This is a genomic window from Corynebacterium sp. HMSC074C05 (genome assembly GCF_001838325.1).
Classification (GTDB): domain Bacteria; phylum Actinomycetota; class Actinomycetes; order Mycobacteriales; family Mycobacteriaceae; genus Corynebacterium; species Corynebacterium amycolatum.
In genome coordinates this window covers 154,880-180,140 of record NZ_KV836295.1, presented here as the reverse complement: position 1 = coordinate 180,140, position 25,261 = coordinate 154,880, and the positions used below count along the sequence as shown (strand labels likewise).

Here is a 25,261-nt window from a genome sequence, read left to right as displayed (position 1 = left end):
TTAGCTTTTCAGACCAGTAATTGTAGGTAATTATCATTGTTCGAGGGACCACTCCAAGATCTCATTGATGAGTTCTCGCGCCTGCCGGGCATCGGCCCGAAGTCAGCTCAGCGTATCGCTTTCTACTTGATGAAGGCGGAGCCGGAGGACATCGGGCGACTCCAATCCGCGCTGGGGCGGGTGCGCGAGGGTGTGCAATTCTGCCGGGTCTGCGGCAACATCTCGGAAAGCGACGTGTGTCAGTACTGCTCGGACACACGCCGCGACCGTGGTCTGGTGTGCGTCGTTGAAGAGGCGCGCGATATCCAGGCCATCGAGCGCACGGGGGAGTACAACGGTCGCTACCACGTGCTCGGCGGGGCGCTCGATCCGCTCGGCGGCATCGGCCCGAACGAGCTCAATATCCGCACGCTGCTGCAACGCATCGCAGGCGTGCTTGACGACGTCGACGAGACCGAGCCCCCCGAAATCCACGAGGTCATCATCGCGACTGACCCCAACACCGAGGGCGAAGCAACCGCCACCTATTTGGCCCGGCTGCTCCGGGACTTCCCGGATCTCGAGGTCACTCGGTTGGCCTCCGGCATGCCGCTCGGCGGTGACTTGGAGTTCGTCGATGAACTCACCTTGTCCCGCGCGCTGACGGGCCGGCTGAAGGTCTAGGCCCGCCAACCGGCCGCTGACCAGTCAGCTCGGCCGGTCGCGCGAAACCACAAAAACTAGCGCTCGCTCTTCGGACGCGGCTTGGACAAAATGCGCTCTTCGCGCAGCTTATCCACAACCTCGATGTCCAGCGGAGCCAAACTCGACAGGTCCTGGCCGGTCGCGCGGGCCAGCAAAAGATCAGCCAGCTGCGGATTGCGGGCCAGCACGGGGCCGTGCAGGTAGGTGCAGATAATCGAGCCCTGCACCGCGCCCTCGACGCCACCGGCGGGGTTAAGTGCAGCAACGTCTACTCCCGGAGCAATCCCGGAGTCCGCCTGCTCCACTTCCGGGCCAGAGTTGCCCACGCCACGGACAACCCGACCAAGCGGCTTCGCATCGGTACCCAAGGTCGTGCGACCCATGTGGTTTTCGAAGCCAGTCAGCGGGCTGGCGTCGACGTCGTCAAGCAAACCGTTCGTGGGATCGACGAGCGTGCAGATTTCGCCGATTGCGCGCGTGGGCAGCGAATCGGTGGTGCAGTCGACAAGGCCGAGACCTGCGACGTCGCGTCCGCCCGCGCGGAAAGAATTGCCGAAGATCTGGAAGCCTGCGCAAATTGCGAGGATCTGCTTGCCGGCATCGGCTGCCTTTTTGATGCCGCCGTCGTTAATCAGGTGCTCCACCGCGATGGTCTGCGCGACGTCCTCGCCGCCGCCGACGGTGTAAATATCCAGGTTGGTGGGGACGGCGTCGCCCAGCTTGATCGGGACAATCTCGGCGTCAATCCCACGCATCCGCGCGCGTTGTCGCAGCACCAGCGCATTTCCATCATCGCCGTAGGTGCCCAGCACGTCCGGGAGGATCAGACCGATAGACAGCTCGCTCATTTACTTTTCCTCCTGTGCTCGTTCGATGTCGCGCTTCAGATCGCGGAAGGCGGTGTAGTTCGCCAGCACCTCAACTCGGGTGACGCTTGACGACGACCCCCGCGCCTCACACGACCGGATCGCCTGCAGCGGATTTGCGACCAACCTCGCATCAATGCCCGCATACAGCAACCGCACCGCGAGGTCAGTTCCGCGTTCGCCCGCGGATAACACATCCATGCCGTCGAAGTCTTCGAAGCGGACATCCCATAGCCAGGACAGGTCCTCGCCGTCGGCGACGTGACCGTTGACCGCGATGACCACTGCATCCGCAGTGCGATCGACCATGGACAGCGCCTCTTGCCAGCCGGCTGGGTTCTTGGCCAGCAGCATGCGCACGTGCTTCTCGGCGCCCTTGTCATCCCGCACAACCATGGTGGAGTAGCGGCCTGCAACGTTGTCGACGGTCTCGGTGGCCCGGAGGGATTTCTCCAGGTCCGCGCCCATATCGACAGCGCCCGCGATTGCCAAGGTGGCGTTGCCGCGGTTGGCGTTGCCCGGCAGTGTGAGGTTCATCGGCAGGGTGTCGCCAGCAGGCGTGATGACTCCCTCCGCAGTGATGCGGTAGTCCGGCTCTGGGCGCTTGAACTCCGAGCCGTCCGGGAGTGGCTTCACGGCATACCAGTCGTGGCCGTCCTGGATGATAGGGCCGCCGGTGCGCGGGGAGGAGGTGGCATCGTTGGTCCAGCCGCCGCCCGCGGAGACCCAAATAACCTTCTTGGCATCCCACGCAGCCGATGCGATGAGTGGGTCGTCGCAGTTGGCGATGACCGTCGCTTGCGGGTTAGCGTCCACCGCAGCGCGGAGTGTGGCCTCAATCTTGTTGATCTCGCCGACGCGGTCGAGCTGGTCGCGGGAAAGGTTCAGCAGCACCAGGACCTGCGGTTTCAGATCCGCTGCGATGTGCGGGACGTGCAGCTCATCGACTTCCAGGACCAGGCTGTCCGCATCGGGAGTGGCGAGCAGCGCGGAGATGATGCCCGCGTCCATGTTGTCGCCGCCTTCGTTGGTGGCCACGTTGTGGCCAGCGGCGCGCATGGCGGCCGCGAACATGCGGGTGGTGGTGGACTTGCCGTTGGTGCCAGTGATGATCGCGGCCGGGCGTCCCTTGCCGAGGGAGGCCAGAATGCGCGGGTCAATCTTCTGCGCAATCAGGCCACCGATCATGCCGCCCGCGCCGCGACCGGACTTCCGGGAAGCCCAGGTGGCGGCGTGAGCGGCGGATGTGGCGAACCGTGCGCGCAGGCTCGGGGAGCTTGCGCGGTTGCGACTGTGGTCACTTACGTCGTTATGTGAAGTGCCTTCTTTCATAACTGTGTATTTTACTGTGAATAATTCGTAGAACGAATGCGCTGGGCAAAAAGCCCGAGCCCTACTTCTCCATCTCGCCGACCAGTCGCAGAAATGCCTCATCGGAAACGATCGGGATGTCCTTCCGGTGGGCATGCATCGCCTTGCCCGTCAGCTGATCCGGCGTCACATCCGCAGGTCGGTTACACACTAGCACCGACGATTCCCGCGTGACCTTCTCCGAGTACGCCAGCCCAGCCCGCACACCCGCCGCAATCAACTCATCCGGGTCCAGCGACACCTCTGGCGCCACGACGAACTCCATGCCCTCCACGAGCTTCCGCCCCGGCGCATAGCGGCCGGGGTTCTCCACGGGCCGCGGCGCTTCCATCGCGTCGACACGCACTGCCGAGCGCTGCAGGCCCACAATGTCCTCGCGTAGCTGGTCAGGCGTGTACATGTTCAGGGTTGTACCCTCATCGAGCCCGCCCTGTGCACGGAAGAGCGCAAGCGTGGTGGTGACGTCATCCAACGTCCGCACCCGCTCCGGCACCGAGATGCCGGCAATCGATGCCTCGGGTGAAGGCACATCGAGGCCGTAGGCGCGCGCGACGGCGCGCAGGCGTGCGTCGTCAAGCCGTTTGCCCTGGCGACGCGCCGTTTCCAACGTATCGGCAATCCGCGCGGGCGCCGGAATCCGCGCGACGCGAGTACGCGTACGACGACGCCCCCGCTTGTTCCGTGCGGACCGCTCACGATTCGCTTGACGACGGGCCCTCTTGGCCTCGGCAACTATAAAACCCCAGACCAGCGGGGCGTTATGAGCAACCAGCGTGCGCCCATCGAGGGCGTGCGCGAGCTTGGCCTGGATCACTCCGAATTTCGGAGCCCCCTCGAAGTCCGCGGGCTCGAGGCCGTGGAGGTGTGTCGGGCCGGGATCTTCGGTGGGATTGATGACGACATGCCAGGTGTCCACGATGTTGCCGCTGCTGTCGGCGGTGGACACTCCCAGGCTGACCAGCCGAGACGTCTTGGGATGGATGCCCGTGGCCTGGATGGACACGATTGCGTAGGGAGCGTCCTCCGCCGACGAGAACTGTTTGTGCTCGTCAGCGGCCTTTGTTGCGGCGGTCTCGGCTGTGGCCGGTGTGGTTGCGGTTGCGCTGGTCGTGGCCGTGTCGGTGGTGGCTGCGGCCGGCGTGGCTGCGTCCGTTGTGGTGGAAGCCGGTGCAGTTGGTGGTGTTTTGGCTCCCGCTTCCGACGCGCGTTGAGAACGGCGACGATTCCGTCGCCGCCTCTTCGTCTGAGAAGAGGCCCCAGTCGCTCTGCGCTCCTCGCGCGCCGATTCAGTCATGCCTCAAGACTAGCGGGTGCGCTCACCCGCGGAGAAAGTGACTAGGCTTATGACACTTTGAGCAAAAATTTTGCCACGAAAGTGTCATAAACCTAGTCAGTAACTTGGGCACTATCTCGGCCTCAAGCTCAGAAGGACCGGGGATCCGGTCACACGGGGCCCATAGATTACGCAAGACACACAAGTCCCAAAGCTTCTCCCCCGAGGGGTGCTCAGCCGAAAAGTAATGGAACCGTAAGGACGATTTCCGCGCCTTATTAAATAGGGCCCATTAAATAGGGGCCGCAAACCAAGGCCACGAAATAGAGCCACGAAATAGAGCCACAATACAGCGCCACAAAAATAGGGACGACATAACAATCACGGGGCAATAACCATAGGGGCGGGGGAGAAGTGAGCGACAAGAAACGCAAGCAACTGGTGTCGGACCAGTTTGGAATCATTAGGCCGAATGACCAGCCGGGGAATGGATATCGCGAGGTCGCAAAGCAAGCGCGGGCCGGTTATCTGGAGCGGCTTTGCCGAGGTCACTATGTAGCCGCGCACGTCTGGGAAGGGCTCCACCGCGAGAAACGCCTGGCTATTACAGCTTTGGCGGTGGTCTCCGAGACGTCGTCAGGCGTTATTTCGGGAGCTGCAGCGCTGGCCTTGCACGGTTCATGGGTGCTGGTGCGCGATGCGAAGATTGTGGTGGTGGGCGGGAGTCAGCAGTTCCACGGCATCGACTATTGCATGCGCCTGCGCTCGGAGATCCATCTGGACCACACGCAGGGGCTCGCGGACCGGCGGGTCGCGGTGCTCGCGCGTGCGGCCTTCGATGAGTGCCGCGTCCGGTTCAGGCAGAAGGGGCCGGAGTCCGTGTCGTGGCGGGCGGCGGTGTTGGCTGTCGAAGGTGTGCTGCGGCATGGCACCACGCGCGATCAGCTTGAGGAGATTCCAGCGGATTATCCCAGCTTGCGGGGCCAAGAGCTGTTTCATCGTGCGCTTGCAGTCTGTCATGGTCGCTGCGAAACGCCCGGTGAGGCGATGACTAAAGCCGCGCTTCTCGAACTCGGCCTGAAATTCCACGAGCAAGCCGAAATTTGGACTCGCGGCACCAGCTACGCGCCACCGCATTTTCTCGCCCGCGTGGATTTTTATATTCCCGACCTGCTACTTGTCGTGGAGTTTGACGGCCACATCAAGTATTCGGCGAGCGAGGTCGCGCCGACCCCTGCGGCTCAGTCCGAGCTGCTCACGCGGGAGACTTACCGCGAGCGTTCACTGCGCGCAACGGGGCTGGATGTCGCGCGGGTGGTGTGGAAAGAGGTGGAATTGCACGCACTTCGCTTATCGACGCTCCGTTCAATCCTCATCGAGCGCGAACGCGTGGTAGCCGCAGGTGGGGTGACTTTCCGCGCGGATGTGCGCAATGCCGGCCCGTTGATTGGGTAGTTGGGTAATTGGGGAGTTGGGTCGGGTCACTAGGTATCTGAGCCCAACCCCAATAAACCCAGCCCAAAAAGAAACTGACTAGGATTATGACACTTTGAGCAAAATTTTTGCCATGAAAGTGTCATAAACCTAGTCAGTAACTATGTGGAGCGGAGGGGCCAGCGCCACTGCCGGCCCTCCCTCCCCAGCGCGACACGATTTAGAGACTTAAGCCAGTGCGCGGTTGACCGCGCTGGTGACTGCCTTCAGCGATGCGTAGGTGATGGAACCAGCGATGCCGGAGCCCCAGACCTTGGTGCCGTTGACATCTGCGAGGACGTAGGCCGCGGCCTCGGCGTCGTCACCTGCGGTGCGAGCGTGCTGGACGTACTCCTGAACCTCGACGTTGATGCCGAGCTTCTCCAGAGCGTTGGCGTAAGCGGCCAGCGGGCCGTTGCCGACACCCTCGACGGTCTGCTCTTTACCCTCGTAGACGATGTGAGCCTTGATCTTGGTGGCATCCGACTCGTTCTGAGGGGCATCGACAGTCAGGGCAATCTGCTCGAGCGGAGTTTCGCGGTCCAGGTACTCACCTGCGAAGATGTCCCAAATCGCCTTGGAGTTGACTTCGCCGCCCTCGGCGTCGGTGACTGCCTGCACGACGGAGGAGAACTCAACCTGCATGGAGCGCGGCAGGTTCATGCCGTGGTCCGTCTTCATGATGTAGGCCACGCCGCCCTTGCCGGACTGGGAGTTCACGCGAATAACGGCCTCGTAAGAACGACCAACGTCCTTCGGGTCGATGGGCAGGTAAGGAACCTCCCAGGTCACCGCGCGCAGGTCCTCGTCGGAAAGCTCCTTGACGGCAGCTCCCGGGCGGACCTTGTCTGCCATTGCGTCGAGGCCCTTGTTCACGGCGTCCTGGTGGGAACCGGAGAAAGCGGTGAAGACCAGATCGCCGCCGTACGGGTGGCGCTCCGGAACGCGCAGCTGGTTGCAGTACTCGACGGTGCGGCGGATCATATCGATGTCGGAATAGTCGATTTGCGGGTCGACTCCCTGGGTCAGCATGTTCAGGCCCAGAGTGACCAGGCAGACGTTACCGGTGCGCTCGCCGTTGCCGAAGAGGCAGCCTTCGATGCGGTCCGCGCCGGCCATGTAGCCCAGCTCAGCGGTGGCGATGCCGGTGCCGCGATCGTTGTGCGGGTGCAGCGACAGAATGATGGAGTCGCGGCGGTTGAGGTTGCGGTGCATCCATTCGATGGAGTCTGCGTAGACGTTCGGAGTGATCATCTCCACGGTCGACGGCAGGTTGATGATGATTGGGTTGTCCGGAGTCGGGTCGATGACATCAACCACGGCGTCGACAACTTCCTTGGCGTACTCAACCTCGGTGCCGGTGTAGGACTCCGGCGAGTACTCCCAGCGCCAGTTGGTGTCCGGGTAGTCCTTCGCGATGGTCTTAATCAGCTTCGCGGCGTCGGTGGCAATCTTCTTGATTGCGTCCTTGTCCTTACGGAACACAACATCGCGCTGCAGGATCGAGGTGGAGTTGTAGAAGTGAACGATGACGTTCTTAGCGCCGGCACATGCCTCGAAGGTGCGGCGAATCAGGTGCTCGCGAGCCTGAACCAGAACCTGGATGGTGACGTCGTCCGGGATCATGTTCTTCTCAATGATCTCGCGCACGAAGTTGTAGTCGGTCTGGGAAGCGGACGGGAATCCGACCTCAATTTCCTTGTAGCCCATCTGGACCAGCAGCTCGAACATGCGGCGCTTGCGCTCCGGGCTCATTGGGTCAATCAGCGCCTGGTTGCCATCGCGCAGGTCGACGGCACACCAAACCGGTGCCTTAGTAATGCGCTTGTCCGGCCAGGTGCGGTCCTTCAGCTGGAAGTCCTGAACTTCCTGGTCGTAAGGCAGGTAGCGGTTGGTTGCCATCTGGGAGTTGCGCTGCTTATTCCAAGCAGGCTGTCCTTCCGGAATCTCGCCAGCAGGAGTGGAGATTACAGAAGGAGCGGAAATAAAAGCGTCGGAAGGAGACATGTTGTGGGCCTTTCTAATTCGGACTTTTCTTGTAGGCCGGCACAACTAACCCCGCGACGGGGAGCCGGCCTTAAACCCAAGCCCCGCCGCGGCATAGAAGCAGTAGTCCGCGTTGCATGTGATGTACCTTACCCCTTTGTTTATATGATTTTCATCATTCGGGGGTTTTAGTGGGGGAAATATGTGCGGGTTTCTGTGTCAAAAGGGTTCTGCGCCGTGGGGCTCCGTGCAGTGAAAGGCGTTGCCGACGGCCCCGCCCATCGATAGTTCTAAAACTAGTACCAATGTATTTAGCGGATTAAAGATGATAGCGTCCTTAAGGTGCAAACTAGCTGGTCTATTCTTAAGCGAGACTTGCGCCGTCTCCGCAATAGCCCAAGAGTGTGGGTAATCATCATCGGCGTGATGATCACCCCTGCCTTGTACTCCTGGTTCAACATCCCGGGCTTCTGGGATCCGTACGAGCACACCGAGAACATCGGTGTGGCGATTGTGAATGAGGACAAGGGCGCGAGTTCCTCGGTTACCGGAAGTCTCAATATCGGTAACCAGGTGGTCAAACAACTAAAAGAAAATCATGAACTGGGCTGGCAGTTCCCCGATGCCGAGAAGGCAGACCGAGATCTAAAGCGCGGCAAGGTCTATGCCGAAATCACCATTCCGCCGAATTTCTCGCAGGAAATGGTCGATCTGATCCAAGGGCAGGGGCATCCAGCAAAGCTGAAATACCGCGCTAACCAGAAAATCAACGCGATCTCGCCGCACATCACGGCGCAGGGCGCGTCCGGTATTGATGGCCAGATTTCCGCTTCCTTTAATAAGGAGATCGCGAAGGCGGTCACCGAAGAGGTCAAGGAAGCCGGTGGCCTGATGCAGGGCCGGTTCGACGCTGCCCGTCTCAATTCCGCCGACGCTTTCCAGGATGTCGCTGATGCGGTTGCCAATAGCCGCGATGAAGTCGGCGCTATCCAGGAGCAGATTGGCGATCTGCAGCCGACGATTGCGCAGATTAAGAAGACTCTTGGCAGCGTAGATACGGCCCTCGACGATGCCCAGGATGCGTTGACGCAGGTGCAGGCGATTACTGGTGAGCTCAACAACGAGGTCCTGAATTTCTCCGCGGATCTCAACGACGCCTACCTGCAGGGCAGTACCGCCCTGGTAGAGGGCACCGGTAACGCCAACGCCGCGATCGGCGCGATGACTGGCAATCTGCAGGGCGCAATTTCCCGTTCGGATTCCGCGACGGCTGCGGCGGAGGACATCGTCAAGCAGGCGGATCAGGTCATTGGCGGCCTGAATTCCCTGTTGGATGCCAGCCCGCTCAACGGCCCGGATAAACAGGCAATCCAGCGCACAATCGATGCGCTCGACGAGAGCAACGCCACCAATAAAGAGCTGGTGGAGGGCCTGAAGAATGTCTCCGGCTCGGCGCAGGGAACTCTCGACTCCCTCAACGCCACCAGCGAGGCATTGGCGCAGGCCACTAAGGACGGCAAGGCCGCCTCGGATCAGATCCGCCAGGCGTCCAAGGACGCACTCCCGCAGTTGAGCAGGGCCCTTAATCAGCTCAACGCGCGCGTGGGTTCGTACGCGGCGGCGCTTGGCGCGCAAAAGGACACCGTCCGGGAAACGTCCGCGCTTCTCGACGCTACGAGTGGGCAGCTTTCCGCTGCGACTCAGGTCCTCGAGAGCTTCAAGGCTGACCTTGATGGCGTACGCGATGGCCTGGAAACCGCGCGTCTCGATGTTCTTACCCTGGGTACCACCGAAGAGCGCGAAGCCATGAACATGGTCAATGACCTCGACCCCGAGGGAATTTCGCAGTTCCTGAGCGATCCGGCCGAGATCCAGACTGAGGCCGTGTTCCCGGTGGATCACTACGGCTCGGGTATGGCGGCGCTGTTTACCAACCTGTCGTTGTGGATTGGTGCGTTCATCCTGATTGTGATTTTCCGCGTGGAAGTTGATGCGGAAGGTTTCAAGGAAATCACGGTCGGCCAGGCGTACATGGGCCGTACCTTGCTACTGGGCATCATCGCTATTTTCCAGGCGCTGATTGTCTCCATTGGTGACATTGTCATTGGTGTGCAGAATGTCAGTGCGGTTGCGTTCGTCCTCACCTGTGTCGTGGTGGAGTTGTGTTATCTCGCCATTATTTACAGTATGGTGGCGGCATTTGGGCACGTGGGACGCGGTATCGCCGTGGTGCTCGCGTTTATTCAAATCCCTGGTGCCGCCGGTCTCTATCCAATTGAGATGACACCGGACTTCTTCCAGGCACTGAATCCGTTCTTGCCGTTGACCTACGGTATTGATGCTCTCCGCGAGACAATTGGTGGTTTTTACTCCAATTACTACCTGAAGAACATGCTCACCCTAATGGTCATGGCAGCGATCGCCTACGTGGTCGGCTACTGGCTGCGTCGCAGTCTGTCCTCGGTCAACGTCTTGGTTAACCACCAGCTTGAAGAGGGCGGTCTGGTCAACAACGAAGAAGTCCACCTGGTCGGTAGTGGGTACAAGCTCAGTGACCTGGTCTTCGCGCTGCGCAACCGCGAGGAGTACCAGACGCGAGTCGATGAGCGGATGGAGAACCTGCGTGGCAGCTACACGCTGTTCATGCGCATTGCCATTGGTGTCGCAGTGGTCGCCCTGGTGGTACTGGGTATTCTGGCCCGCAACTACCCGGATCAGAAGGCCCTGTTCTTCGGTCTAGCCTGCCTGTTCGTACTGCTCTGCCTCGCTTACATCGCGGTGCGCGAGTACGTCAAGCAGTCTGTGATTCACGCCCAGGAGCTCAGCGAGCTGTCGGAGGAAGAGCTGCGCGCCTACATGGAGCACCAGACTTCCCATCCGCATGCGTACTCGTTGGAAAATGCTGGCGATACGTTTGAGCCACAGACGAAGGTGTCGTCGGCAAGCGTGAAGACTTCCCCAGAAGGTGAAGCCTAATGAGAAACGTTCTTGAAATTGTGCGGAACGACTTTCGGGTGATCCGCCAGAACACGATGACCGGCATCATGGTTTTCGGTTTGGTGCTGATTCCGCTGCTATTTACCTGCTTTAACGTGCTGGCCAGCTGGGAGCCGTTTGAGAACACCGAGAAGTTGAAGATTGCGGTCGCCAGTAATGACCGTGGCCATCGTACGGATATTGGTGCGATTGACCTCAACTTGGGCAATGAGGTGCTGTCGAAGCTGAGCCGTAATCACGACATTGACTGGCGGATTACGGATTCTGAGGACGCCATCGACGGCACTAAGTCCGGTGACTACTACGCGGCAATCGTGCTTCCGGAGAACTTCAGTACTGAACTGATGACCTTCTACGTCCGGGGCACCAAGGCGCCTAAGCTGACGCTCTATACGAATGAGAAGAAGAACGCGCTTTCGTCAATCATTACGAGTAAGGGCGCGAGTGGCGTTATTCAGGAGATTGACAAGAACTTCACGCAGGTCGTCGCCAGTGTTGGGCTGGGCGTGATCACCTCGCTGGATGAGTATCTAAACACCTCCGACTCCAAGCAGGCACTGACGCGCGTGCAAAACCGCGTTGATGACACCGCCGCGCGGCTGCGCTCCGGTGCGCAGACTGCTCGTTCGCTGTCCACGCTGGTGGAGACCACCGTGCCGCTGGTGGAGACCGCGGATTCCATTTTGGAAAACGCTGGTGCGCGGATGGACATTCTGCGCAATGGTTCGGGTGACGGCAACGTCGCAGGCGATCTGGAAGCCGCGGTCGGCAATGTTCGCGACTCGGTTAGCACGGCGCTCGACGCAACGCAGTCGAGCTACGAAGGCGTGCGCGACCGCGTCAACGAGCTTGTCGACGGCACCCAGGCCACCAGCGGCGCGACCGCAGATACCTTTGACGCGATGGCGGCCAAGTTCGGCCAGCAGGCCGATGGCCTGACTGCGATGCGCGACCGCCTGGAGGACACCGTTGGGGCAGTGGTTCCGGGTGTCGCTAAGCCGGGCTATGACCGCGCGATTTCCGATCTGAACACCTCGATTGCTCGCACCCGTGGGCTGCAGGAGAGTTTCTCCGCCGTGGCAGCGGATTTGCGTGGTGGCCGGGATACGGGATCGTCGATAAGCCAGGCGAAGGACGCTTTCACGGCTGCGATTGCGGCTGTGGAAAATGCCAAGAACTCCTACGAGCAGAACCTGCGCCCGCAGATCGACGCACTGTCGGAGCCGGTGTCGCGTCTGAGCAACGACATCGAGGTCATTGGCGAGGACATTCGCGGCATCCGCGGTACGATTTCCGGCTCGCCGGTGGATACGCTGCGTAAGACCAGCGCTGCCACAATGGGCCTGAGCAACCGTTTTGATGATCTGGCCGCTCGCTTCGACGAGATTCACAACGCGCTGGAAGAGGCGAAGGACACCGGTGACCTCTCTCGGATTGCTGACGCCATCGGTGATGATCCAAGTGCTATGGCAGCGCAGTTGGCCGCGCCGGTGCAGGTTGAGGAGGACCCCGTCTTCCCGGTCCAGAGCTTCGGCGCGGGCATGGCGCCGTTCTATGCGACGCTCGCACTGTGGATCGGTGCGCTGCTGTCGTCGGTGCTGATTCGTACTACGGTGCGTAGTCGCAGCGCTCAGAAGGTCGGCGATGAGGTCGGTGCTGATGAGGTCGAGGCCGCGGTCGATGAGGCGCAGAGCGATGAGGCGCTCGATGATGCGCAGAGCGATGCAGCCGCTGAGGTCGGCGATGATGCTGACGCTGAGGCCGACGAGTCCAGCGACCAGCAAATCAACGCTGCCCAGACCGATGACTACACCCGCGCCGAGAAGTACTTCGGCCGGTTCGCCACCTTCGCCACCGTTGGCCTAGTTCAGGCCACGCTGATGGTGTTGGGACTCCAGGTGTACGTGGGCATCGATCCCGCACACCGATTCCTGATGCTGCTGGCCGGCTGGATCATCTCGCTGGTGTTCATGATGATCGTCTTCTCGTTCGTCTTCACCTTCGACAATGCCGGCAAGGCCATCTGCGTGCTGTTGCTGGTGATGCAGGTCTCGGCTGCAGGTGGCGCGTATCCGCTGCCTCTGGTGCCACAGTGGGTCCAGAACATTAGCCCGTGGCTGCCGGGTACCTACGCGATTGACATGTTCCGCAGCTCCATCGCCGGTATTTACGAGGCCGACTACTGGAAGCTGATGTTCATGTTGGCGCTGTTCATCATCCCGTCGCTGATCCTGGCACTGGGCCTCCAGCGCATCTTTGAAAAGGGAATCAACGACATCAAGGACGCAATCGGGGAGACGAAGGTGATGGCCACCTCGTAAGGGGGCCTAATCCTCCGCCTCGTCTTCCTCCGCCTCGTCGCTCTCGCGCTCGGCCTCCGGTTCGCTCTTGCCGTCGCGCGAGAGCTTCCGCAGCCACCAAATCAGCAGCGCAATAATCACCGCCGCTGCTGCCAGGATGGCCCACATCCACCACTGCCACTGCGAACCGCTGCCGTCGAACACGGATTCCTCATCAGGATCCATCGGCACCTGGTGCCCCGTCACCAGCAGGCGGTGCGTGTTAATGCCGTAAGGCGTGCACGTAATCAGGGTGATTAGGTCTTCTCCGGGGACGCGTCGTAAAGCATCGGTTTCATCCGGCTTTACGACGGCTACGTCGTGGACCTCATACTTCAACTTGTGACCCGCGACTGCGATGTAGAACGCGTCGCCCTTCTTGACCTTGTCGAGGTTGTCCCACAGCGTCGCATTCTGCAGACCCGTATGCGCCGACAGCGACGCGTGACGACCTTCACCCTCGCCCACGCCGCCGACCGGGAAGTCGGTGCCGTAGAGGTGACCGACCCCGCGCGAAAGCGACTTTTCCGAAGTGCCGTGGAAAATGGGCAGGTCAGAGTTGATGGACGGGATGACGATGCGGCCGAGCGCGTCGGTCTCGCCAAGCACGTCGAGGTAGTGACGATAGCGCTGGTACTCCGGGGAAGACTCGTCATCGGAGGTGGTCCAGGCATCGCCCGGATTGACCTCGCCGAGGCTGGCGTTGTACTCGTGGGCCTCGTTCCAGGCGGTGTCCAAGACCTCAGGAGGAGCGGATTTCTCCAGCTTGGAGTACTCATCTGCGGCGCGGGCTTGCAGGAAATTGTTCCACTGCGTTGCGACAACCGGGTACAGCAGCACGCCCAAACCACCAATGATCAACAGCAGGGCGATGATGGTGTTCGAGTTGAGCTTCTTGCCCTTTTGGGGCTTTGCTTTGGTGTTGGTTGCGGCGCTGGCGTTGGTATCGTTTGCGCGTTCGGACTTCCGCTTAGATGTCGGTTTAGATGCCCGCTTGGAATGGGAATGACGCCCCATCGAATCCTACCTTTGGTGACCTTGTGCATAGCGGCCACGGGGTCTTTCTCACCAGGGACAGTTCCCGGGCAGGGGATAGCCAGGCCGACAAATCGCTAACGACTTAATAAGTGCAAATACCAATGTAGGTGATGTGGCCCGAGAGGGTTGAACTCTACTCACCGCGCGGCGTTCTGTGTGGTGTCATTCCATGTGATTCCATTCAGTGCGCGGCGGTATCGGTGGAATCTGTGGTGGTGTTTGCGGAGCTTGTGGTGTCGGCGTTTGCGGTGTTTGCATCGGCTTTTGCGGTGCTTGTGGAGGCTTTTGCGGTGCTTGTGGAGGCTGTGGCGGTGGCTTCTGCCGGCCGAGCCGCCAGGACAATAGTGGCAGAAATCATGGTTGCCAGTGCGATAAACAGCGCCACCCACTGCACACCAACTGCCTGGAAGCGTTCACCAAGAACGATGTATCCCAAGCTGAAGGCAACAATCGGCTCGACGACGGTCATAGCTGGCAGCGAAGCCTGCAACGGTCCCGCGTTAAAAGCCGCCTGCTGCAGGCCGACGCCAATAACCGCCAGTGCCACCAGCAGCCATAGTTCCCAGGAGAGCAGGAGCTGGACGAGTCCGCCGTTGACATAGGTATCGACCACCGACTTAGACAGCAGCGCGACGAAGCCGTACAGCCAGCCGGTTGCCGTGCCGAGCAGCAGGGCCTTCGGGTTCTGGCGTAGCACTCCGCGCTGTTTCGTGTCTGAGGTGCTACCTGTGCTGTTGTCGGTGCTGGAGCGGTCTGCGATGGCTGGGCTGTCACTCGTGTTGGAGCCGCTACCTGCGTTGGAGCCGCTACCCGTGCCGGTATTGGGCCACTGAACTGCAGCGGCGTACAGTCCGCAGGTGACCACGCCACCGGCGGCAAGAGCCCATCCCCACAGGTAGGTGGGGATATCGGTGGAGCCGGCAGTCGGCTTGCCGAGCAACACCAGCGTCGCCACCGCAAAAGTCAGCGCCACGGACCAAATCATCTCTGACCGCGAAATCCGCCGACTATTGACCTTCGCCGCCAGCGGGAGCGTGAGCATCAGCTTCATGACCAGCAACGGTTGCACCAGGAGCAACGTGCCAAATGCCAACGCCGCGACCTGAAATACATACCCGGCAATCGCCAGGCCCGAGCCCAGCCACCAGCGTGGCAGCTTCAGGGTCTTCGCCACTCCGCGAAGTGTGCTGGTGCCCTCTTCCAGTGTTCCGGAGAGGTTGTGGCGGATGACGGTTCCCCACGCGATGCTGAGCGCGGACAGCAGTGCCAGTATCGCAGCGAGAAGGTCATTGTTCACGTAGGAAATGCTAGGCATGCAACACTTGTCATGTCCACTTCGCAGGGGTTGGGCGGGGCAGTGTTTGGTGCCCGCAGCGCCTCGGGGAGTAGCTGGCGGATTAGCTGACCCGGCCAAGATGCTGACTGAGCCCGGAGCCTGGGAGCCCGGAGTGGAGCTGGCTGAGCTCGGAGCCCGGGAGTTCCTGGCACAGTACCGAAACTGACTGAGCCCGGGAGTTCCTGGCGCAGTACCGAGAGTTACTGACCTAGTTTATGTCAGTTTTGACAAGTTTCAGGGCTTATTTTTGTCATAAACTTAATCAGTTTCACATTTGCAGCCCGCTGGCAGCCCGCAGCCGCGCCCGATTTACACCCAACCGACACCCAACCCACAGCCCAAGCACCCCAAACACCCCAGCCGTCACACTCTCAACGCGCAGCCGCGCTCACCCCACGCCCAACCACGACCCCGCGCCCAAACACCCCACAAACCCCGCGCAACCCGCCCCAAAACCCCCACGCAACCCCCACAAGCTACGTTTTGGTAACCCACTATGTATTTACGAATGCAACTCAAGTAAATTGAGTCAATAATAGTTACGTGCATATAGTTGCCTAGTTTTTGGAGGTTGCCGACCATGGCACTGGTTGTGCAGAAGTACGGTGGTTCATCCCTGGAGAGCGCCGAACGCATTCGTCGTGTTGCAGAACGAATTGTGGAAACCAAAAAGCAGGGCAATGACGTCGTGGTTGTCTGCTCGGCAATGGGCGACACCACCGATGAGCTTCTGGACCTCGCTGAGCAGGTCAATCCGGTCCCGCCGGGACGCGAGATGGATATGCTCCTGACAGCCGGTGAGCGTATTTCCAATGCGCTGGTCGCTATGGCGATTGCAAGCCTCGGCGCCTCGGCTCGGTCTTTTACCGGTTCGCAGGCCGGCGTGATTACCACGGAGCGCCACGGTAACGCCCGCATTGTTGAGGTCACTCCGGGCCGTGTCCGCGAGGCTCTCGATGAGGGGCATATTTGTCTGGTGGCCGGTTTCCAGGGCGTGAACCGCGAGACTAAGGACGTCACTACGCTGGGTCGTGGTGGCTCGGATACCACTGCGGTCGCTCTCGCGGCAGCTTTGGAGGCAGACGTCTGCGAGATTTACTCCGATGTGGATGGCGTGTACACAGCAGATCCGCGCATTGTGCCGAATGCACAGCGTTTGGACAACATTTCCTTCGAGGAGATGCTGGAGATGGCCGCGGTCGGCGCGAAGATTTTGCAGCTGCGAAGTGTCGAATACGCCCGCGCGTTTAACGTCCCGTTGCGTGTGCGTTCGTCGTATAGCAATGAACTTGGCACCCTTGTTGATGGATCGATGGAGGATATCCCTATGGAAGAAGCAGTGTTGACCGGTGTGGCGCATGACCGCTCCGAGGCGAAGGTGACCGTGCTGGGCATTCCGGATGATCCGGGCCAGGCGGCGAAGATGTTCCGCGCGGTTGCGGATGCGGAGATCAACATCGATATGGTGCTGCAGAACGTCTCTACCATCGCGGATAACCGCACTGACATTACTTTCACGTGCCCGCGCGAGGACGCTCCGAAGGCGATGGCGTTGCTGAAGAAGCTGCAGGCTGACAATGACTGGAACGACGTGCTTTACGACGATCACGTGGGCAAGGTCTCCTTGGTCGGTGCTGGCATGAAGTCCCACCCGGGTGTGACTGCGACGTTCTGTGAGGCGCTCGCTGATGAGGGTGTGAATATCGACCTGATTTCCACTTCTGAGATTCGTATCTCGGTGCTGGTTAATGACCAGGATGTCGATAAGTCTGTGAAGGCTCTGCACGACGCTTTCAATCTCGGTGGCGACACCGAGGCTGTTGTTTACGCTGGTACGGGACGTTAAGGAGTTCTTATGACCACGATTGCTGTTGTTGGTGCCACTGGCCAGGTTGGTCGTGTGATGCGCACCCTGTTGGCGGAGCGTAATTTCCCGGCCGATAAGGTTCGTTTCTTCGCTTCTGCTCGTAGTGCGGGCAAGGAGTTGGAGTTCCGCGGCGAGAAGATTGTTGTCGAGGATGTCGCGGCTACTTCGGATGAGGATCTGAAGGGCATCGATGTCGCGGTGTTCTCCGCTGGCGGCACGCTGTCGAAGGAGCAGGCTCCGCGTTTTGCGGCTGCTGGCGCTGTTGTTGTTGATAACTCGTCGGCGTGGCGTAAGGATCCGGAGGTCCCGTTGGTGGTCTCCGAGGTCAACCCGGATGCTTTGCAGGACATCCCGAAGGGCATTGTCGCGAATCCGAATTGCACCACCATGGCCGCGATGCCGGTTCTCAAGCCGCTTCACGACGAGGCCGGGTTGCAGCGTCTGCGTGTGTCCTCCTATCAGGCGGTCTCGGGTTCGGGCCTTGCTGGTGTGAATACTCTGGCTGGCCAGGTGCGCGAGAACATCGACAACCTGGAGAAGCTGACCACTGATGGTTCGGCTCTGGTTGCGGAGGACTTTGGTCCGTATGTCGCACCGATTGCTTTCAACGCGCTGCCGGTGGCTGGAAACTTTGTTGATGATGGTTCGCTGGAGACTGATGAGGAGCAGAAGCTCCGCAATGAGTCCCGCAAGATTCTGTCTATCCCCGAGCTGGCTGTTGCTGGTACTTGTGTGCGCGTTCCGGTGTTCACTGGCCACACGCTGGTGATTCACGCTGAGTTTGAGAATGCTCTGTCCGTAGAGAAGGCAACCGAACTGCTGGAGTCCGCGCCGGGCGTGAAGGTCGTCGACGTTCCGAATCCGCTTGCCGCCGCTGGTGTGGATGAGTCCCTGGTGGGTCGTATCCGTGTCGATCAGTCGGTTCCGGAGGGGCGTGGCCTGGTGCTGGTTGTCTCTGGCGACAATCTGCGTAAGGGCGCTGCTCTGAATACCATCCAGATTGCGGAGTTGTTGGTCGCTGACCAGTAGTTGAGCGCAGTACTTAAAAGCGCAAAAAGTTAAGCCTCGGCACTTAGCGAACTTCGTGCTCTCAATGACAACTACTCCCCACTAGTCGGTAACTGATTTCTCAGTCCAACTAATGGGGAGCAGTTCACATTGTTGCGGTAGGGGGCCTATTTTTTTTCTTATTGACGCCCACGCTTTCCGCTTGGCTGCAGCGCCAGCGGAATGTGAGATTGTGCGAGCGCAGTGCTGGGGGGATTGCGTCACGGGAGGCGCCGGCGCCCTATTTGGCGGCGTGAGGATGTGCAGATGTCGCTAGACCGGGAATGCGTGGCCGACGGCGCCGTTTTTGGGGCGCTAGCAGGGGTGAATGTCGCTAGAACGGGAGTGCGTTAAAGGCGCTGATTTGCAGCTCCGCAAAACTGCAGGTCAGGGAATTGTCGCAAAATTCGGAGGCGCGCCTGTGCTGACAGATTCCCGTTCTAGCGACATTTCGACCTTCGAAGTGCAACTTTTCCGACAGTTGGTGCCACGAGTTGCAATAGCGCGAGCATCTCGGCACTGAGAGCCAGGGTGGCTAGGGTGGCCAGGGCGGCGATGGAGTCGGTAGCGGCCGAGCGGGAAGCGGACTAACTTAGGGCAGCCTGTTGTGTGGTTAGCCTTACCTGTGTAATATAGACCCGATTACTGTGTTGGCCGTAGCCGAAAGAGGCCATCAGTCTCTTGGGGCTACGGGTACTTTACAGCGTCTCAAAGAGTTCCTTACACGTTAGGCTTTCACATGTTTCGAAACAATTCGCTGACCCGTCGAGCGGCGCTGAAGACCGCCGCTGTCTTGGCAGCATCCACTCTTGTTCTGTCTGGTTGCTCCCGAGGCGACGACGCGGCGGCGTCAAAAAATGAGGGCACCGGGGATGAGCGCATCGCCGCAGTTGGCCTGGGAGACAGCGATACCTTGCTCGCTCTAGGCATCCAACCAGTCCTCGTAGCGCCCTGGGGTGCTGAGGGAGATGTTGATGCGTCTGGCGTCGGCCCATGGGCTACCGAAAAGCTCGGCGACAACAAGCCTGAAGTGGTTTACGGTACTGCCAACGGATTCACTGCTGAAATCCTGGAGAAGATCTCCGCCGCTAATCCGGACAAGATCATTGCGGTGAACTCTGCCGTAGACGCGCAGGCGAAGAAGGCGCTTAATGACATCGCCCCAACCACCGTTAAGCCAGACGGTGCCACGGACTGGCAGATCCCCTGGCGGGATCAGGTCAACCAGATCGCCGGCGCTGTAGACAAGCAAGAAGAAGGCGACAAACTCGTCGAAGAAACGCAGAAGGCCTTCGATGATTTCCAACAGCAGCACCCTGAGCTCAAAGGCAAGCGTGCGGCTATCGTCATGCCTTATCAGGGAAAGATCGGCCTGTACACCTCCGGTGACGGTCGCGGGCAGTTTATCAAGAGTCTGGGCTTCGAGATCCCGAAGGAGCTCGAAGGTAACGGGGGCGAGTTCTACCGCGACATCGCACCTGAGAACTACAGCGACCTCAACAACGTCGATTACCTCTTCATCCTTGATTACCAGGGTGCCGCCGATACCTTGAAGAAGGATCCAACATTCAGCAAGCTGGACGTTGTTCGCGAAGGCAAGGTCCGCTGGATGGACGAAAACGTGGGCAATGCAATGAGTATGCCGAACCCATTGACCATCCCCTGGGCAGTCGACAAGTTCTCTGACGCAATTTAATTGAAAGTGTCCGTTTCAAGAACTCGATATTCTTTGGTGTTTTCCCGGCGTTTGCTTACTTCGGCCGCACTCGTTGGCTTGGCTTTGCTGCTGCTTGCCTCCCTGTACTTGGGTTCCAAAGATCTTTCCATTGGCGAAGTGACCAGCATCCTCATGCATGGTCCGCACCCATCTACGCAATCCGGCATCAATGCTGAACAGTCCGGCATCATTTGGGACTTGCGCGTTCCGCGCACCCTCTTGGCTGTGATCACAGGCGCAGCCCTGGCTATGGCGGGTGCCATTGCTCAGAGCTGGACCCGCAACCCCCTGGCAGATCCCGGCATTATCGGCGTGAACGCTGGAGCAAGTTTCGCAGTCGCTGCGGCACTGACCTTGGGCTGGGCAACGACGGTCGGGGAGCGGACACTTGTAGGGCTCGTCGGGGCGGCCGTCGCTGCCTTAATCGTGCTGTTGATTTCCCGCGTATCGCGTAACCCGCTAACTCTGGTACTCGTGGGCGTGGGAGTTACCTTCGCCCTGCAAGCGGCCACGAATATGCTGAGCCTCTATTCTTCCGACACCCTGGAAGGGCTCCGCCGCTGGACCGTTGGCTCTACGGCTGGGCGGGGTATGGAAGACGTGGCCTTAGCTGCTTTAGGTCTAGCACTAGGTGCTCTATGCGGTGCGCTTGCAGCACGCCCGCTGGATCTACTTGCGATGGGAGAGGACTCCGCCCGTTCCCTTGGCAGCTCGCCCACGAGAACCCGCTTGTTGGCTGCCGCAGCGGTGATCATCCTCGCCGGCTCGGCGACAGCCACTGTGGGGCTTGTGACATTCGTGGGCTTCGCCGTGCCACACCTATTACGCCCGTTTACCGGCCCGTCCCTGACTCGCCTCTTGCTGCCGACCGGCATTGTTGGTGGCGCGGCTGTGTTGCTAGCCGATATTGTGGGCCGCTTCGTCCTGCAGCCTAACGAGCTGGAAATGTCCATTGTCTTAGCTATTGTCGGTGCCCCAGTGATGATTCTGGCGGTGCGACGTAAGAAGAGTTCACCGACCTCGAATGACTCGGAGCTGACGATATGAGCGATATGACGTCTATCCGTAGTATTAAGCGTTCACGAAGCAGACGCGTCCTGGCGGCTTCGGCAGGGTTCGCCCTCATAGCGGCTCTTTGTTACTGCTTAATCCTGGGGCAAGGAGCGGTGAAGCTCAGCCCGATGGAAGTCATCGAGGTTCTCACCGGTGGGGGCACACAGCAAGCAATCAACGTGGTGTGGGATCTCCGCCTGCCTGTAGCAATCGCTACCGTTCTGGTCGGCGCGGCTCTAGGGCTGGCAGGTGCGTGGACTCAGACCATGGCCCGCAATCCGCTGGCCAGCCCGGACATTCTCGGTGTATCCGGCGGCGCGGCGGTTTTGGTTGTGGCGGGCACCGTAGTTACCCGCCCTGCATGGAGTGAGGGGGTGCCGACGTTCTGGTGGCGTGCTGCACTCGCTTTGCTTGGCGCACTAGTGATCGTTGGTTTGCTCGTTCTACTCGGTGGCTTCGGGACGTCGCAGCGCGTAGTGGTCATCGGCCTGGCACTGTCTTTCCTCACGCAGTCTTTAGTGCAGTATCTCCTGCTCCGGGCTGACTTAACTCGTGCCACGGATGCCCAAACTTGGCTCGCTGGGTCTACCGGCTTTGTGCGTATGGAAGCTTTGTTGCCTATGGTGTTGGGCCTGTTGCCCTTCGTAGTTTTAGGCCTCTGTGTTACGCGCGATGTCCCTCTTCTTTCTCATGATGACGCCACCGCGTCCACACTTGGGGTAAATGTCACGAGGGTGCGCGCTATTTTGCTCATTGCCGCAACGGGCATTGTCGCGGTGGTGGTTTCCTTTGTCGGCCCAATTGGATTCGTGGCACTATTGGCTCCTCAGCTGGCCAAGCTGGTGGCCGGAACGCCCACGCCCCATCCGTTGTGCTCTACTTTTGCAGGCGCTGCTCTATTAGCTGCGTGCGCCGTCGTGGCGGGCGCACTGCCATTTACATCCCCTGTGGGTTTGGTTACCGCCATCATCGGTGGCCCCGCGTTGGTGTTGCTTGTGTGGTTGGCGGCCCGTCGCGGAACTCTGAAAGGAATGGTTCAATGAACGTTCAGGTTGATCACGTCACCGTGGGCTACAACGACGGCCCAAGCATTGTTAAGGACGTGTCTTTCACTGCAGAGCCCGGGAAGGTCACCACGCTCTTAGGCCCCAATGGTTGTGGCAAGTCGACGTTGCTCAAGACGCTTTCTCGGCTGCTTGCTCCCGCCGAAGGACGGGTTCTTGTAGAGAAAAAGGACGTGCATAGTTTGCGGTCGCGCGAAGCCGCCCAACTAATTGCGCTTTTGCCACAACACCCGCTGTGTCCGGCGGGATTGACCGTTGGAGAACTTGTGGAGCGCGGACGGCACCCTTATCGTCGATCGCTCTGGGGTGGGGGAGCGACGGCGTCAGAAGATAAAGAAAAAGTGCGCGAGGCGCTGAAGAAGACGAAGGTTGACCATCTTGTTGCCCGCGACGTGGCGGAGCTTTCTGGCGGCCAGCGGCAGCGGGTCTGGATGGCGATGGTGTTGGCGCAGGATACGCCAATTGTGCTGTTGGACGAACCGACTACCTACCTAGATCCGGCACATGCGATAGAGATTCTAAGTATCGTGCGGGAGCTCGCTCAAGAGGGCAAGACGGTGATTACCGTACTTCATGATCTTGGCCTGGCGGGAGCTTTTAGCGACGAGATGATCGTCATGAAGGAAGGGGAAAAGATCGCCGAGGGTTCTCCAAAGGAGGCTCTGACGGTGGATGTGTTGCGCGAGGCATATGGCTTGAATGCCGAGGTGTGGGAAGATCCCCGCGGTATGGCTCCGATTATTGTGCCGCGAGGGATTGTGGCCAATTAAGGCCGTGCCCTGCCTAGGAACCAATAGGGGCACCACTGCACGGATTCGCTATTGAGGCCCCAGGTGTGAATTGCGTGGCGCCGTACTTCCTTGCAGAGCTGTCCTTCACCCGCGACCCAGACGTACTTCGACTGTGTTGCGGGGTGTTCGGCACGGTCCAGTTGCTGTAGGTGGGACATCACTGCCGTGCTGAAGTCCGTTGTAGCGCTAAACAGCACTTCTAGGCTGCCCAGCTTGCTCTCCCAGTCGGCGACGAGGGATGGCTCGAGGTCACCATGGTTCTCGGCGACCACTACGAGGTGTATGTCGCGCAACTGTTCCGGGGCAAACGCATCCGCGTAATCCAAAATGGCGCGAACGGAAGGTACGGCAGATGGGTCTGCGATAAGTGTTTGTGAACTTTGCGCGCGGTGCCAGAGGCCCTGGCATGTCCAGATGCCTACCTGGTCGCCAACACGAGTTGCAAGAGCCCAGGCGAGCCCTGGTCCGACGTGCTCATCCTTTGGATTTTTGACGCCATGTGTCGCCACGTCGAAAGTTATCTGTCCGCACTCGGGATCGAGTGAGCGTACGGTGTACCAACGTAAATTTGGGCGTTGGGTCTCCGGCATGGCTGTAACGCTTGCGCGGATATTGGCGCCACCTCCGTGGAGTGGTAAATGGAGATTCTCGCCGGGCTTAGCCGGCATAAAGAGGCCAAAGAATTCGTCCGGGCCGGAAAGCTGAAAGCCGACTAGCTCGGGGGAGCGGATGACAATCCTCTGCAGGTTTTCTGCCGGGGCGCTGACGTCATAAACAGTGGCGCGGATGATTCGATGGTGCGGTTCAGAAGGGGCGGCCAAGAGTAGGTGGTCAGAAAAGGCCGCGCGGTAGGCGGAAGTGTTCGTCGGAGTGTTCAGGGTAACTGGGTTCGAGGTCATAGTGGGAGTTAACTTACCCTTACCTAAAGCAAAAGTGAAAGGGTGAGGGGCAGAAAAAGCCCCGCGGGGATCCGAGGTGAACTGGTCCCCGAAAGTTGGACTGGTTTAATTCTAGGCGGTTAGGGCTTCAAGGGTCTGATTCCGATATTGCATCGGGGTCAGGCCCTTGAGTCGTTGTTGGACGCGTTCGGTGTTGTACCACCCGATGTACTCATCGATCGCCTGGTTGAACTCTGCGACCGTGTCGAAGACTTCACCGTGGTACATCTCGGTTTTCACGTGCCCGAAGAAATTTTCCATGACCGCGTTGTCGTAACAGTTGGCTTTACGCGACATCGACTGAACACCACCGTTGTCGCCAATCAGGTCACGCCAGGAGGCATGCTGGTACTGGAAACCTTGATCGGTGTGCATCATCCACCCGGGTTCAGGTGCCCACGCCGCGATCGCCTTGGACAAAGAATCGGTGGTCAACGCTGTCGACGGCGATGTAGCCACGGTGTGGGCAACGATTGAACGGTCGAATAAGTCCATCACCGGTGACAGGTAGACCTTGCGGCCTGCAACCCTGAACTCGGTGACGTCGCTGACAAAGACGGTATTTGGCTTATCTGGGGTGAATTTGCGGTCAAGTTTATTGTCAGCAATGCGGCTGATCGTCCCAACATAGGAAATATACGGTCTGCGCTGGCGAATCTTAGCTCGAAGCCCCATCTGGCGCATGAGTTTGTAGACGAGTTTGTGGTTGACCACCCAGCCCTGGTTGCGTAGGTCAAGTAGCACTCGCCGGTAGCCGTAGCGATGCTTGTTACGCTCGAAGCTTTCCCGAATCGCTTGCTTGAGAACGGCGTGGTTATCTGGCTTACTGAGTCGTTGTTGGTGGTAGAAGAACGTCGACCGTGGGATACCTGCTGCCTCTAGGAGATATTCCAAGCGGTGGTGAGACTTGAGGATGACAATCGCCTGGACTTTCAGGCGCGTCCCTGATTCCTCAAGTCCCGCAATTTTTTTTAGATAGGCATTTTCGGCCCGCAACCGTTCGTTTTCGCGACGCAGCTTGTCTTCCTCCGACAGCGGCTTCGGCGTGACCGATCCTTTGGGCCTGCCCTTCGGCTTTGGTTTCAACGCGTCATCGCCGTCTTTGCGCCATTTCCACGACCACCCGCGGACCAGCTGCTGTGATGACAGGCCAAATTCACGTGCAAGATCCATCGCTGTCTCGCCAGCAAGGTGGCGTTGGGCAACTTCCTTCTTGATCTCGAACGAGTACTGCTGCTTAGTCGGTTTCTCCACAAGACATAGCCTGCCATGCAGCTTAAACCGACGACAGAGCATACGGGCGGCATACTTGGAGACACCAAGGGCATTGGCAGCGGCTGTATAACCCATGCCTTGCTGAAATAGTTCAACCAATTGCTCGCGCTGATATTCACTTAGCGAACTTCGTGCTCTCAATGACA

At 59.6% G+C, this 25,261-nt stretch carries 19 protein-coding genes; 11 read left to right on the top strand and 8 right to left on the bottom strand.

The window, feature by feature from the left end:
• The first annotated feature begins 36 nt into the window (after positions 1-36).
• Positions 37-663, top strand: a complete 627-nt coding sequence (gene recR / locus HMPREF3042_RS08935; protein WP_038627355.1) for a recombination mediator RecR — start codon at positions 37-39, stop codon at positions 661-663.
• 56 nt (positions 664-719) lie between these two features.
• Here the strand turns inward: recR and HMPREF3042_RS08930 are convergent, their stop codons facing one another.
• The 3 genes from HMPREF3042_RS08930 to HMPREF3042_RS08920 form a co-directional block, all read right to left on the bottom strand.
• A complete protein-coding gene (locus tag HMPREF3042_RS08930; protein WP_070841459.1) occupies positions 720-1,532 on the bottom strand; it encodes a type 1 glutamine amidotransferase in 813 nt (270 codons plus the stop codon).
• Positions 1,533-2,882: a MurT ligase domain-containing protein gene (locus HMPREF3042_RS08925; RefSeq protein WP_070856856.1), complete on the bottom strand. Its 1,350-nt coding sequence runs from the start codon at positions 2,880-2,882 to the stop codon at positions 1,533-1,535. It abuts the gene before it with no gap.
• 61 nt (positions 2,883-2,943) lie between these two features.
• Positions 2,944-4,215: an exonuclease domain-containing protein gene (locus HMPREF3042_RS08920; protein WP_141764800.1), complete on the bottom strand. Its 1,272-nt coding sequence runs from the start codon at positions 4,213-4,215 to the stop codon at positions 2,944-2,946.
• Positions 4,216-4,635: 420 nt separating this feature from the next.
• Here HMPREF3042_RS08920 and HMPREF3042_RS08915 point away from each other — a divergent pair, with 420 nt between their 5' ends.
• Positions 4,636-5,649 (top strand): hypothetical protein, encoded by a 1,014-nt coding sequence (locus HMPREF3042_RS08915; protein ID WP_246822396.1) that lies wholly within the window; start codon positions 4,636-4,638, stop codon positions 5,647-5,649.
• A gap of 207 nt (positions 5,650-5,856) precedes the next feature.
• On the opposite strand, the gene leuA is transcribed toward HMPREF3042_RS08915, so the two are convergent.
• On the bottom strand, positions 5,857-7,674 hold the full coding sequence (gene leuA, locus HMPREF3042_RS08910; RefSeq protein WP_070856853.1) for a 2-isopropylmalate synthase: 1,818 nt from the start codon (positions 7,672-7,674) through the stop codon (positions 5,857-5,859).
• A 321-nt stretch (positions 7,675-7,995) separates the two neighbouring features.
• Between leuA and HMPREF3042_RS08905 the strand changes: the two genes are divergently transcribed.
• Together HMPREF3042_RS08905 and HMPREF3042_RS08900 are read left to right on the top strand one after the other, a co-directional pair.
• Positions 7,996-10,629, top strand: a complete 2,634-nt coding sequence (locus HMPREF3042_RS08905) for a YhgE/Pip domain-containing protein (RefSeq protein WP_070856851.1) — start codon at positions 7,996-7,998, stop codon at positions 10,627-10,629.
• Complete coding sequence (locus HMPREF3042_RS08900) at positions 10,629-12,971, top strand: YhgE/Pip family protein (RefSeq protein WP_070856849.1); 2,343 nt, start codon at positions 10,629-10,631, stop codon at positions 12,969-12,971. The genes HMPREF3042_RS08905 and HMPREF3042_RS08900 overlap by 1 nt, the downstream gene beginning before the upstream one ends.
• Before the next feature lie 6 nt (positions 12,972-12,977).
• Here HMPREF3042_RS08900 and HMPREF3042_RS08895 read toward each other — a convergent pair whose 3' ends face one another.
• Both HMPREF3042_RS08895 and HMPREF3042_RS08890 read right to left on the bottom strand, forming a co-directional pair.
• Positions 12,978-14,006 carry a class C sortase gene (locus HMPREF3042_RS08895; protein ID WP_070856847.1) on the bottom strand — a complete coding sequence of 343 codons (1,029 nt, stop codon included), beginning with the start codon at positions 14,004-14,006 and terminating at the stop codon, positions 12,978-12,980.
• A 202-nt stretch (positions 14,007-14,208) separates the two neighbouring features.
• Positions 14,209-15,324: a DMT family transporter gene (locus HMPREF3042_RS08890; RefSeq protein WP_246822394.1), complete on the bottom strand. Its 1,116-nt coding sequence runs from the start codon at positions 15,322-15,324 to the stop codon at positions 14,209-14,211.
• A 67-nt stretch (positions 15,325-15,391) separates the two neighbouring features.
• Here HMPREF3042_RS08890 and HMPREF3042_RS10880 point away from each other — a divergent pair, with 67 nt between their 5' ends.
• From HMPREF3042_RS10880 to HMPREF3042_RS08855, 7 genes are all read left to right on the top strand, one after another.
• Positions 15,392-15,529, top strand: coding sequence for a hypothetical protein (locus HMPREF3042_RS10880; protein ID WP_168168136.1), 138 nt, complete (start codon positions 15,392-15,394; stop codon positions 15,527-15,529).
• 414 nt (positions 15,530-15,943) lie between these two features.
• Entirely contained in the window at positions 15,944-17,209 is a 1,266-nt protein-coding gene (locus HMPREF3042_RS08880) for an aspartate kinase (RefSeq protein WP_070856841.1), read from the top strand.
• A 9-nt stretch (positions 17,210-17,218) separates the two neighbouring features.
• Complete coding sequence (locus HMPREF3042_RS08875) at positions 17,219-18,259, top strand: aspartate-semialdehyde dehydrogenase (protein WP_049171166.1); 1,041 nt, start codon at positions 17,219-17,221, stop codon at positions 18,257-18,259.
• A gap of 757 nt (positions 18,260-19,016) precedes the next feature.
• The gene (locus HMPREF3042_RS08870) at positions 19,017-19,973 is read left to right on the top strand and encodes an iron-siderophore ABC transporter substrate-binding protein (protein ID WP_049171163.1); all 957 of its coding nucleotides are present in this window, start codon (positions 19,017-19,019) and stop codon (positions 19,971-19,973) included.
• A gap of 51 nt (positions 19,974-20,024) precedes the next feature.
• Complete coding sequence (locus HMPREF3042_RS08865) at positions 20,025-21,041, top strand: FecCD family ABC transporter permease (RefSeq protein WP_222865499.1); 1,017 nt, start codon at positions 20,025-20,027, stop codon at positions 21,039-21,041.
• Positions 21,038-22,090: a FecCD family ABC transporter permease gene (locus tag HMPREF3042_RS08860; protein WP_370449822.1), complete on the top strand. Its 1,053-nt coding sequence runs from the start codon at positions 21,038-21,040 to the stop codon at positions 22,088-22,090. The genes HMPREF3042_RS08865 and HMPREF3042_RS08860 overlap by 4 nt, the downstream gene beginning before the upstream one ends.
• Positions 22,087-22,881 (top strand): ABC transporter ATP-binding protein, encoded by a 795-nt coding sequence (locus HMPREF3042_RS08855; RefSeq protein ID WP_016421888.1) that lies wholly within the window; start codon positions 22,087-22,089, stop codon positions 22,879-22,881. The genes HMPREF3042_RS08860 and HMPREF3042_RS08855 overlap by 4 nt, the downstream gene beginning before the upstream one ends.
• On the opposite strand, the gene HMPREF3042_RS08850 is transcribed toward HMPREF3042_RS08855, so the two are convergent.
• On the bottom strand, positions 22,878-23,801 hold the full coding sequence (locus HMPREF3042_RS08850) for a siderophore-interacting protein (RefSeq protein WP_016421889.1): 924 nt from the start codon (positions 23,799-23,801) through the stop codon (positions 22,878-22,880). The two genes, HMPREF3042_RS08855 and HMPREF3042_RS08850, sit on opposite strands and share 4 nt — an antisense overlap.
• A 111-nt stretch (positions 23,802-23,912) precedes the next feature.
• A complete protein-coding gene (locus HMPREF3042_RS10690) occupies positions 23,913-25,256 on the bottom strand; it encodes an IS3 family transposase (RefSeq protein WP_083327467.1) in 1,344 nt (447 codons plus the stop codon).
• Positions 25,257-25,261 lie beyond the last annotated feature (5 nt).

Excerpts from the sequence above, each read along its gene's own strand:
- HMPREF3042_RS08920 (WP_141764800.1), bottom strand. The coding sequence starts at position 4,215 with ATGACTGAATCGGCGCGCGAGGAGCGCAGAGCGACTGGGGCCTCTTCT.
- leuA (WP_070856853.1), bottom strand. The coding sequence starts at position 7,674 with ATGTCTCCTTCCGACGCTTTTATTTCCGCTCCTTCTGTAATCTCCACT.
- HMPREF3042_RS08930 (WP_070841459.1), bottom strand. The coding sequence starts at position 1,532 with ATGAGCGAGCTGTCTATCGGTCTGATCCTCCCGGACGTGCTGGGCACC.
- HMPREF3042_RS08880 (WP_070856841.1), top strand. The coding sequence starts at position 15,944 with ATGGCACTGGTTGTGCAGAAGTACGGTGGTTCATCCCTGGAGAGCGCC.
- HMPREF3042_RS08870 (WP_049171163.1), top strand. The coding sequence starts at position 19,017 with ATGTTTCGAAACAATTCGCTGACCCGTCGAGCGGCGCTGAAGACCGCC.
- HMPREF3042_RS08855 (WP_016421888.1), top strand. The coding sequence starts at position 22,087 with ATGAACGTTCAGGTTGATCACGTCACCGTGGGCTACAACGACGGCCCA.
- HMPREF3042_RS08860 (WP_370449822.1), top strand. The coding sequence starts at position 21,038 with ATGAGCGATATGACGTCTATCCGTAGTATTAAGCGTTCACGAAGCAGA.
- HMPREF3042_RS08875 (WP_049171166.1), top strand. The coding sequence starts at position 17,219 with ATGACCACGATTGCTGTTGTTGGTGCCACTGGCCAGGTTGGTCGTGTG.
- HMPREF3042_RS08850 (WP_016421889.1), bottom strand. The coding sequence starts at position 23,801 with ATGACCTCGAACCCAGTTACCCTGAACACTCCGACGAACACTTCCGCC.
- HMPREF3042_RS08900 (WP_070856849.1), top strand. The coding sequence starts at position 10,629 with ATGAGAAACGTTCTTGAAATTGTGCGGAACGACTTTCGGGTGATCCGC.
- HMPREF3042_RS08895 (WP_070856847.1), bottom strand. The coding sequence starts at position 14,006 with ATGGGGCGTCATTCCCATTCCAAGCGGGCATCTAAACCGACATCTAAG.
- HMPREF3042_RS08925 (WP_070856856.1), bottom strand. The coding sequence starts at position 2,882 with ATGAAAGAAGGCACTTCACATAACGACGTAAGTGACCACAGTCGCAAC.